Source organism: Planktothrix sp. FACHB-1355, assembly GCF_014748295.1.
GTDB classification, from domain to species: domain Bacteria; phylum Cyanobacteriota; class Cyanobacteriia; order Cyanobacteriales; family Aerosakkonemataceae; genus Aerosakkonema; species Aerosakkonema funiforme_A.
This window is the reverse complement of the sequence record NZ_JACJUP010000516.1, coordinates 1-4,500: the sequence shown is the minus strand read 5'-3', so window position 1 is coordinate 4,500 and position 4,500 is coordinate 1. Positions and strand designations below refer to the sequence as shown.

The following is a 4,500-nucleotide window of genomic DNA, read 5'->3' as shown; positions in this document are numbered from 1 at the left end:
CCCGCGCCCAACATCGGAATCATTTTAAGTTTCTTCATCGTCGGGCTGATGGTGAGATTAGGGATGTAGAAGTTTATTCGCATCCAGTGAAATTGAATGGGCGCAGCTTATTATATTCCATCATCATTGATGTGTCCGAACAAAAGCTTAATCGGTTTGCTTTCGAGCGTTCCAATCAATTGCTCAAATCCTTGGTTGCAGCGATCCGAGGTATGATGCGATCGCACGATAAGCAAGGAATTGCAGATGCGGTAACGCGAGCGTTAGTTGAAGAAGGAAAGTATGCAATGGCGTGGATAGGAGAAGTTCCAAACCGTTCTTATATGCCGATCGAAATGCTTTCCAAATGGGGCGATACCCATAACTACGTGGAAAACATCAAAATCACTTGGGATAGTACGGAAACTGGTGAAGGGCCTACAGGTAAAGCGATCAAACTCGGTAAGCCTCAAACTGTGAGCGATATCAATATCGATCCTAGTTATCGGACGTGGCGTCAGGAAGCCCTGAAAAGCGGTTTTCGATCGGTAGCTTCTTTACCGTTATTTGAAAGCGGTCGAGTGGCTGCCGTATTAAATATCTATTCGCATCAGCCAAATGCGTTTGATGGTGAAGAAATCTACTACCTAGAAGCCCTTGCCGCCGACTTATCTCGTGCGCTAGTCAACATAGAAAGTATCAGTAAATACGAGAGAATAGACGCTGAAAGGCTAGCCGCAATTTCCCGTTCCCAAGAAGCGTTGCTAGAAGCTGTGGGTGCGCTGTCCGAAACAATTGAAGTCCGCGATCCATATACAGCAGGTCATCAACGACGAGTAGCTTGGCTGGCTGTTGAAATTGGCAAGCAATTAGGTTTGAATGAAGACAGATTAAAATCGCTCCATATTGCAGGTATTCTTCACGATATCGGTAAAATTTCCATACCAGCAGAAATTCTCTCAAAACCGGGTCGCCTTAGTAAAATTGAATTCGAGCTGATCAAAGAACATCCCAAAGTGGGAGAAGAAATTCTCAGAAAAGTTTCGTTTGATTGGCCGATCGCAACTATCGTCGGACAGCACCACGAGAGACTGGATGGAACAGGATATCCTCGCGGCGTAGCAGGTGAAAATATCCTTGAAGAAGCTCGTATTTTAGCAGTGGCAGATGTCATGGAAGCGATGATATCCCACAGACCTTATAGACCGGGGTTATCACTAGAAGAAGCTATTTTGGAACTGGAGAATGGCATAGATAGCAAGTATGATGGCAATGTTGTAAAAAGCTGTATAAAAATCATGAAAGAGGGTGGTTATTATTTTCTCGTAATGGCAGCAACGCCAATAAAAAAATGAATAATCTCAAGCAATTGCCTGTTGAAACGTTTTCAGAGCTTCTACTTTGGAAGCCATCATCAAACAACGAGCTAACAAATTGATATCTAAATCGGGTAATACTTCCGAGCGCTCTATCCTCTCGTACCCAGATTCCCGCAAGCGGTAAAGCTTAAATAAACTATCTTCCCAAAACCAAACTTCAGGAACACCTAATATTTGGTAGCGTGCCAATTTGCGATCGCTACCACTGGTAAAAATGACTTCCACGGAGAGATCGGGGTTGGTGGCTGTTGAGCTACCAATGGCAAAAGATTCATCTGCTTGTGCTGAAACTTCTTTTTCCTTCTCTTGGGTAAAACTACCTAATGGGTTGAACTCAATATCTTTGCTAATAAAGTATTGGCAAAGTAAAAACGCAATCATTCGACTGAATGTTTCATGGTCTGGGGAAACTGTCAAGATTTCAACTTCTCCTTTGTAGTAAGCCAGTCGAATTCCAGGTGATTCGGCAAAAATTTCCTGAAGTAACTTAAACTGTTGCCAATCCATCCCAGAGAGAACTAGCCTTTGGTCTTTTGTCTTGTTTTGCGCTATTGTCATGACGATATCTCTCAACTTTTACTAATAAAAATAACATCAGTACGCTAGTAAGTTATTGACGCAAGGAAATTTAATAGCAAATCCGGGCTCAAAACCCCTTTGATCCCTAAGAAGGGTGAAGCATTGCTGTAGAAAAACTTTGGGTCTTGGGAATACACTTATCGCCGCAATGCTTCACCCCTACACCCCACACTTAAGCTACTAAATAATAGCTTGTGGTAAAAACTCAGGATCGAGAACTTGGATGATGCTATAGGGGCATTCTAACGGAAACGTATCTAAGAATAGTTCCGTTTCATTACTAGCTGCTTTCCGACCGCGACGATAGCACTCCGCCAAAACTATTCTCCTTTAATTTCATGTTAAAATAACAGCTTGGCCGCTCCTTCAATTCTAGCGATCGCCTCTACCGAGCGCGGTAAAATCGGTAAGCGAATAATCGTTTGTCCTGGAAATAAATCGCTATCTATTTCCACATCTGGAATGTAGCGATTATGCACGACGTAGCGCTGGGGAACATCCTTATTTTGCAAAGACTCAGTTAACCGCACTTGTTCGGCAATAATCGCCGCTTGAGCTTGGATAACGCCAATAAATTCTGTATGATTGGGGTCTTTCAATTTCTTCTGCGCTTTCACAACTTGTTGGCGCAAATTCCGCAGTCGTCCCATCAAATCTACTCTACCTAAAACGGTTTGATATTTCATCCACAATTTGAATATCCAAGCTAGCCAGTCTGCTAATGCAGACGGCATTTCTAAAAAGCGCAGCAGATGACCTGTTGGCGCGGTATCCACGATAATTAAATCTTGCTGTTTGCGGTCTAATAAATCCATCACGGTGATGAGAGAAAGTATTTCGTCAATACCGGGTAAAGCTTGCGCTACTATTTGTCGCCAAGCTTCGGGAGTGTAAGCAATTTTAATCGCCCCAGGTTCTGTTCCTTCGCCGCTCATCATTTCGGCTAATTCCCACAAATAATCATTGCGGAATTCTTCTAAGACTATCTCGGCATTAACTTCTTGACCGCTTAAATTATCAGTAATCTGACTGGGTTCGTGTCCTAATTTTACCCCGAAAGCATCTCCTAAAGAGTGGGCTGGATCGATAGAAATCATGCGAATATTTTTATCGGGATAGCGATTTGCTAACGCCCATCCTATAGCTGCTGCTACGGTAGTTTTTCCAACTCCGCCTTTACCGCCAACGAGGATAAGTTGTCGTTTTTCAGCAATAAAATCGTTAAAATTGGGTGGCACTTTTGACGGCCATTGTACGGGCGGTGGTGGCGCAATTGCAACTGTATCGATATCGATTTTTTGAATTTGAGTGACAATATTGTCTAAAGCCGCACTGCCAAGGGGTTCTGATCTTTGTTCGGCGATTGTAAAAACTGGTTGTTTGCCGGGAAGTTTGAGGAATTTTTGCAGTAATTGTTGTTGTTCGCTATAGCGATCTAAATCGGGTGATGTTTCTGTTAAAATATGGTTAACAAATATGCCGCTGCAAGCTATTTCCAATGCTTGCAAACTTTCGATAAGTCGTTCGGTTTCTAAAAGGCTCATGGGTTCGGCGATCGCAACTACCAAGCAAGCAGTAAAATCTTTATTTTGCAGCGAGCGTTTGCCTTCTGATAATTCAGATTTCATTTTTATTAAAAACTCATCCACGTCATCGGGCGCATACTTTCCCTTAAAGCTTTTGAAAATAACTCGATGTTTTTCTTGGAATAATTCTAAGGAATTTAAAACTATATCTAAAAAATCTTTGATGCCCAACAAGTTTAAAGTATGACCGGAAGGAGCCATATCGACGACGATGCGATCGACTGCTTTTTCTGTTAGCAGTCGTTGGATTTCTAACAAACCCATGATTTCGTCTAAACCCGGCCAATCCAAATCCCAAACAGGCGTTAAATCTTCCCCTTCAACGAAGCTACCCCGCTCAACTAAAGTTTCTAAATAATTGCCGTATTTTGCCTTAAATTCAATTAGTAATTTCTTCGCATCTAATGCCCGCACGCTTAAGTTAGGTAAATCGGGTAACGGTGAGGCGCTGTCTAGCACTTGTGTTTGCAGGACATCGCCTAAAGAATGGGCTGGATCTGTAGATATTAATAGGATTTGTTCGTGAGGAAATAGTTTCGCCCAGCGTCGAGCAAAACCGCAGGCAAGGGTTGTTTTTCCTACTCCACCTTTACCGCTGAACATTGTTAAGTGAAGCGAATCGTACATGACGAGATCGTTTATATTTTTGCTGTTTAAATTCATCTTTTTTGCACCTCGCAGTTCTGTTTGTTTGCAAAGAACCCCGGTTTTTTGGAAAAATCGATTTCACAGCTAAAAATTAATGAATAAACCGGGTTTATAGTCCTTATATAATTTTAGATAAAATGGTAAGGAGCTAAGGGTTCTCCCAACAGCAATTGCCAGCGGGGACAGGCTTGTTGCCAAGCGAGAAATTGGTCGGCGAGTAAGGGTTGGTCTTGGCGATCGATTAAAATATAAATCCGCGCTTCTTCACCCTCTTGCGGTACAGCAATTGCAGATTTATGTATTTGGGTGATGATTTCTACTGCCTCTTC

The 4,500-nt window shown here is 42.5% G+C and carries 4 protein-coding genes and 1 pseudogene; 1 reads left to right on the top strand and 4 read right to left on the bottom strand.

Annotated features, from left to right (window positions below):
• Positions 1-1,334, top strand: a 1,334-nt coding sequence (locus H6S82_RS19635; RefSeq protein ID WP_191056590.1) for an HD domain-containing phosphohydrolase, incomplete at its 5' end; no start/stop codon positions are given.
• A gap of 6 nt (positions 1,335-1,340) precedes the next feature.
• Here H6S82_RS19635 and H6S82_RS19630 read toward each other — a convergent pair.
• The 4 genes and pseudogenes from H6S82_RS19630 to H6S82_RS19615 all read right to left on the bottom strand — a co-directional run.
• On the bottom strand, positions 1,341-1,916 hold the full coding sequence (locus H6S82_RS19630; protein WP_190464728.1) for a Uma2 family endonuclease: 576 nt from the start codon (positions 1,914-1,916) through the stop codon (positions 1,341-1,343).
• A gap of 201 nt (positions 1,917-2,117) precedes the next feature.
• The gene (locus tag H6S82_RS19625) at positions 2,118-2,255 is read right to left on the bottom strand and encodes a DUF29 family protein (protein ID WP_242057031.1); all 138 of its coding nucleotides are present in this window, start codon (positions 2,253-2,255) and stop codon (positions 2,118-2,120) included.
• A gap of 23 nt (positions 2,256-2,278) precedes the next feature.
• Positions 2,279-4,186, bottom strand: a complete 1,908-nt coding sequence (locus H6S82_RS19620) for an ArsA family ATPase (RefSeq protein WP_199315271.1) — start codon at positions 4,184-4,186, stop codon at positions 2,279-2,281.
• Between the two features lie 113 nt (positions 4,187-4,299).
• Positions 4,300-4,500: pseudogene (locus tag H6S82_RS19615) on the bottom strand (GvpL/GvpF family gas vesicle protein); the annotation flags it as partial.